Source organism: Psychrobacter sp., assembly GCF_036731945.1.
GTDB lineage: Bacteria > Pseudomonadota > Gammaproteobacteria > Pseudomonadales > Moraxellaceae > Psychrobacter.
Window position 1 is genome coordinate 1 of sequence record NZ_DAINDI010000108.1, and the last position, 5,948, is coordinate 5,948.

At 43.8% G+C, this 5,948-nt stretch carries 4 protein-coding genes; all 4 read left to right on the forward strand.

Going from position 1 to position 5,948, the window contains the following annotated elements; all coding sequences use genetic code 11:
- The first annotated feature begins 507 nt into the window (after positions 1 to 507).
- The gene (locus V7D75_RS14100) at positions 508 to 1,161 is read left to right on the forward strand and encodes an OmpA family protein (protein ID WP_333615068.1); all 654 of its coding nucleotides are present in this window, start codon (positions 508 to 510) and stop codon (positions 1,159 to 1,161) included.
- Positions 1,162 to 1,442: 281 nt separating this feature from the next.
- Positions 1,443 to 2,897 (forward strand): imelysin family protein, encoded by a 1,455-nt coding sequence (locus tag V7D75_RS14105; RefSeq protein ID WP_333615069.1) that lies wholly within the window; start codon positions 1,443 to 1,445, stop codon positions 2,895 to 2,897.
- A gap of 302 nt (positions 2,898 to 3,199) precedes the next feature.
- Complete coding sequence (locus tag V7D75_RS14110; protein ID WP_333615070.1) at positions 3,200 to 4,861, forward strand: di-heme oxidoreductase family protein; 1,662 nt, start codon at positions 3,200 to 3,202, stop codon at positions 4,859 to 4,861.
- Positions 4,862 to 4,961: 100 nt separating this feature from the next.
- On the forward strand, positions 4,962 to 5,948 hold a 987-nt coding region (locus tag V7D75_RS14115), incomplete at its 3' end, for an imelysin family protein (RefSeq protein ID WP_333615071.1).

The following is a 5,948-nucleotide window of genomic DNA, read 5'->3' on the forward strand; positions in this document are numbered from 1 at the left end:
AAGTAGAGTTCAATAATATACGTTGTGTCTTACAACTACTTTTGCAAGAGGTCTATCATCTCAAAAATACAGCTAATTTTTCTAACAAGTTTTAGCAAATTATAATCGCATTTTATCTAATAAGTTTTAGTACTAATATTAGATAAGACCTAATTTTAGTCCAGTTATTATTCGGCTTTTTAATTCGTAAAATGTTTCTACCAAAGTTTTTATAAGATAATGTTAGCAGAAAATAATTAGAGTGTACGACTGTAAACGTGACTTGCGGTAACAAACAACGCGCTTTTATAAACACTAGACTATAGATACTTATGCACTTTCCATACATAGATGTGACAAAATATTACACACAAATAGACGGTAATTGCAATAATAATAGTAAGTGTGAATAAACAAATAAACAGGTTTGTTGACGCATATTCGTGACAAGCAATATCTATAAAAACACCGTTTATTTATCGATACCCTATATTGATAGCCCATTTTTTCAACTTAAGAGGACATATTATGCGTAATACATTAGTGGTTGCAGCATTGGCATCAGGCTTAGCATTGAGTGGCTGTACAACTGATCCAAACACTGGACAGCAACGTCTAAACAAAGCCGCAATCGGTACACTAGCTGGCGCAGCTGGCGGCGCTGCTATCTCAAAAGCAACCGGTGGTGATAAGACTGGTCGTGATGCGGCTATCGGTGCTGCATTGGGTGCAGGCGTAGGCTACTACATGGAGCGTCAAGCGAAGCAGCTAGAGCAGCAAATGGCGGGTACTGGCGTTACGGTTACCCCAAACCCAAACGGTAACATTGATCTGGTTATGCCAGGTAACATTACTTTTGCCTTTGACAGTGCTTCGTTGAACCCATCGTTTAGACCAACGCTTGATAAGCTTGCGGCAACGATGAATGAATATAACCAAAACACAGTTACGATTGCTGGTCATACTGACAGCGTAGGTAACCCATCTTATAACATGAACTTGTCACGTGATCGTGCTAATTCTGTGAGAAATTATTTGGTTAATCGCGGTGTAGCTAGTAACCGTATCAACGTGGTTGCTTATGGTCAGACTCGTCCAATCGCTGATAACAATAGCGATTATGGTCGTCAGCAGAACCGCCGCGTTGAGCTAACGGTAAATGCGCCAAGCAGCGTTCGTTAATCGCTACTGATATTTAAAATATAATATAAATTAAAAAAGACCAACGAAAAGTTGGTCTTTTTTTGCTTGAAATTCGTCTAATATTCAAAAAATTATATTTGATAATAGTTATCAATAACATTATAATTTGCAGGGGTTAAATTTTGTCAGCCTTTAACGGGCGTTTAAATTTAACTAGGGTTTAAATGGATTTTATCTTATTGAAATTATAAGTCTTTAAGCTTTCCTTTTATCACTTTATCTTTTGTCATTTTATCTAATGTATCTCATCGAGGACGTGTATGAATATCAGCCCAGCGACAAGCCGTAAAATTTTACCGACTACTTTAGCTGCTGCATTGGTAGGGATACTGCTAGTATCAGGATGTACCAAACAGTCTGATGAGACCACAGCGTCAGAGGCGCAAACCGACGTCCAAGCAACCCAAAACAGCGACAATAAAACGTCTTCGGCTGCTGATCAGGCACATATCGATCGTTTGTTAATTAGCTATGCTGATATGGCACATGCTGCCTATAAAGATTCTTTAGAAACTGCCAAACTTTTACAAACAGCAGTGAATACTTATGTAGACACGCCGACCCAAGCCAATCTTGACGCTGCAAAGACTGCCTATAAAGCCGCGCGTCAGCCATATTCACAGACTGAAGTGTTTCGCTTCGACGAAGGCTTTGTGACCGCTGATGATAAACGCGCGCTTGGTAGCGTTGATGGCTGGGAAGGACAGGTAAATGCTTGGCCGCTAGATGAAGCCTTGATTGACTATGTCAGTGACAGTTATGAGGGTGAATATAACAGTCAGGATAATATTATCAATAGTAAGAGCATCACGGTTGGTAGTATCAAGCAAGATACCAGCACCATTACGCCTGACTTATTGGCTGAGATGAACGAGATTGGCGGTAGTGAGGCCAATGTCACCACCGGTTATCATGCGATTGAGTTTCTGCTGTGGGGACAAGATACCAATGGCGTTGGTGAAGGTGCAGGTAATCGTCCGGTGAGCGACTATATAACGACCGAGGGCGAATGTACCAGCGGCGATACGACAAACCCAGATGCGAGTATTTGCGAGCGCCGTGGACAGTATCTAAAAGCGGTTACCCAGTTATTGATCGATGATTTGACCGCGATGGAAGCCCAGTGGCAACCTGATAGCGAAAACACCTTACGTAGCGATATGATGGCTCGTAAAGACAAAAACGGTCTGCGTCAAATCATGTATCAAATGGGCAGCTTAGCGCTTGGCGAGCTAGCTTCTGAGCGTATACAGGTGGCGTTCGTCACTGGCTCTACCGAAGATGAGCATGAATGCTTTAGTGATTTGACCCATTTGAGCTATGCCAATAATGCTCGCGGTATTCAAAATATCTTTAATGGCGGCTATAAAACCGTCGCTGGCAAGACAGTAGGCGGCTATGGACTAAAGAATTATCTTGTCGATACGGGCAATAAAGAAGCGGCTGATAAACTTGCGACTGATTTTGCTAACGTCGAAGCAGCGTTTAAAGTCATCGTTGAAAAAGCCGAGAAAGAAGGCATCAAGGTCGATCAGATGATTGCAACCGTAGGTCAAGCCAGCAAGCATGGTATTTCTGCTGAAGAGCAAAACAAACGCCGCGGTTGGATTGAAAGTAGCATCACAAGCTTACAACAGCTAACCGATGGTATTGAAAATGCAGCAAAAGCCGTTGGCATTGATAATTTAGACGCTGATGCAGGTTCACAGTTTTAAGAGAGCGCTTATTTAAAAGGGCAGTTATTTAAAATGGAGCTTTTGGTTCCAATTTAAGAAACCTTAATAGCCTGTATTTATGTGCCTGATGAGTCGTTATCAGTGAATGAGAATTATTTTTATAGAAAAATAATTTGGGTATAATATACACGTTGTCGACCGCTGTTGGCAGCGTGTTTTTTTATAGCGCAGCAATGATTTATCGAATTGAAATATTTTTTGATTAAAAATGCTTATCAAATAAAAGTGAAAAAATTACAGCACGCGTTTTTTATGGTTCTATACCAGAACTAAGGTTCCCTATGAGTAGCAATAATGTCTTAACCGCCAAACAATCGACCGCGTTTTATTCTCCTTTAATATTTAAAAATTTGCTATTAAAGCTATCGCTAGGAGTGGCATGCGTGCTCTCATTAAGCGCCTGCCAGCCATCTCCAACGGACGACACCGCCAATAATAACGACAATAAAGCCCAAGACAATAGCCATTTGCAAAATATAACGCCTGAGCGTGCTCAAACGATTGAAGCGCTAGCGGGCGTCCCTATGCAGCAGCTTGCCAGCTTTGATGCGCAAGAAATCAAACAAGGTGGCGATACAGGCATTAGTATCACCACGAGCGAAAGCTACTCTAAACCTTCCTCAAATATCACCGCCTCGCGTAAAGGGTCTTTCTTTATCGGCAATGCGTTTTTTAGGCAACCTTGGGTGGTCGCGCCGGCGAGTACCGATAGCCGTGATGGGCTTGGTGCCTTATTTAACGTCGCTGCCTGTCAATCCTGTCATATCAAAGACGGTCGCGGTCATGCACCGATGAGCGCTGATGACGATGCCGACAGCTTGCTGATTCGCCTTGCGATGCCGGCGACTACCGATGTGCAGCGGCAAAAACTGAAAGATTCCTTGATTGAAAAAGTCGTCCATCCTATGTATGGCGGTCAGCTGCAAGATCGCGGTGTGCAAGGCGTCCCTGCTGAAGCTCGAATTGTAGTACAGTGGACTGATAAACCCGTTACTTTTGCTGATGGTTATGTCGAGACCTTGCGCGCGCCAACCTTCAATCTGACCAAACCCGGTTATGGTCCATTTGATGCTGAGCTGATGGTGTCGCCGCGTGTTGCCTTGCCAATGATTGGGCTTGGGCTACTCGAGCAGATTCCCGATGACGACATTAAAAAGCAAGCAAGCAAGGCAAATGAGGCTAATAGCGATATTAGCGGTAAATTTAATATGGTCATGGATCCGCAAACGGGTAAAGTGGCATTAGGACGCTTTGGCTGGAAAGCGGGTCAAACCAAGCTGATTACTCAAAACCAAAGTGCGTTTAATGAGGATATGGGGCTGACCTCAAATATCCGTCCCCATGAATCGTGTATGCCAGCGCAGACCGCTTGTGTGAATGCAGTGACAGGTGCTGATGAGCAAGGTAATGGTAAGCCGCCTGTCGAAGTCAATGATGAAGTGGCAAAGTTCGTCGAATTTTATACCCGTAATCTAGCGGTGCCACATCGCCGTAATGCCGAAGACAAGCTGGTATTGGCAGGCAAAAAACGCTTTTATGATATGGGCTGTCAAAGCTGTCATACGCCACGTTATCAGTTGCCAAAGACCGACGATGACCATCTTGAGCAGCACGGACAAGTGATTTATCCTTATACCGATTTATTGTTGCATGACATGGGCGATGGCTTAGCTGATCGCACCATTGCGGGTAAGCTACCATCGAAAGATTTACAGGTTGAGTTTTTAGCCAACTCTTATGAGTGGCGCACGCCTGCTTTGTGGGGCATTGGTCTTGCGCAAACCGTCGATCCACAAGCGACTTTTTTACATGATGGGCGCGCGCGTACTTTGATGGAAGCGGTACTTTGGCATGGCGGCGAAGCGGAAAAGCAGAAGCAAAAAGTACTTAAGCTTGATAAACAAGGACGCAGTGAGTTGAATGCGTTCTTAAAGTCATTATAAAAATAAGCGTATGAGCGTTAAAAGCGATGGTCATTCAACGTAAGAAGTACAAAGTTAAATAATTACTCATATCAATATTCATCCAAATACTGAGAAATCTATGAAAATAAACCCTGCTTTAGCAATGGCATTATCAGCGCTAAGTGCTGGTATTCTAATTAGCTGTGTCAAACCTGCGGAAGAAAATAAAGTACCAGAGGTAGATAGCCAAGTCGCGCAAGAGGGTGCTACTTCTAAGGCTGCTGCTGAAAAAGACAATAGTGCAGATAAGATTAGCGCTGTTGATATTAGTCCTGATACCGAAAAAACCTATCTGACCCACGTGGCAAATGACATTGTCATTCCAGCCTATGCAGATGCCGCAAAGCAGAGTGATTTATTGCATGATTTGGCAAAGAAATCTTGTCAGCAAGCGCCCGTGAGCGGTGATGCGCTAAAAGAATTGCGCGACCAATGGTTGGTGCTCGCACAAGCTTGGGCAAGCGCTGAGATGGTTAACTTTGGACCAGCGACGGCGAGCATGAGTAACTTATATATCAATTACTATCCTGATGAGCGCGGACTGGTACATAGCGGGGTCGCTGATTTGATTGCTGCCAATCCCAAGCTTACCGCCGAGCAGTTGGCGAATGAGAGCGCCATCGTGCAAGGCGTGCCAGGCTTAGAAGAAGTGCTTTATGCCAATGATAGTTTGGATGCTGGGCAGTGCGCATATGTGATGAGCGCGAGCAGTGCTTTAGGCGCACGTCTAAAAGATATCGAGAAAAACTGGCAGCAAAATGCCACTGATTTACTAGCAATTGATAAAACCGCTGAGAGTGATCAAGGTTTAAACCAATGGTTTAACTCGTTACTATCATTGGTTGAGACGATGAAATCTAACGCTATCGACCAGCCATTGGGTTTAACTGCTAAAGCAAAAGGCCATCTGCCAGCCGCGACCGCTGGACAAAGCCGTGCGATTATCACTGCGAAATTGGCAACCTTAAATCAAGCAATGACTGACCCTGTTTTGACCGCTATTCTTGGTGGCAATAATGAAAATGCAGTGGCGGATAATCTATCGACCACGCTTGCCGATACCACG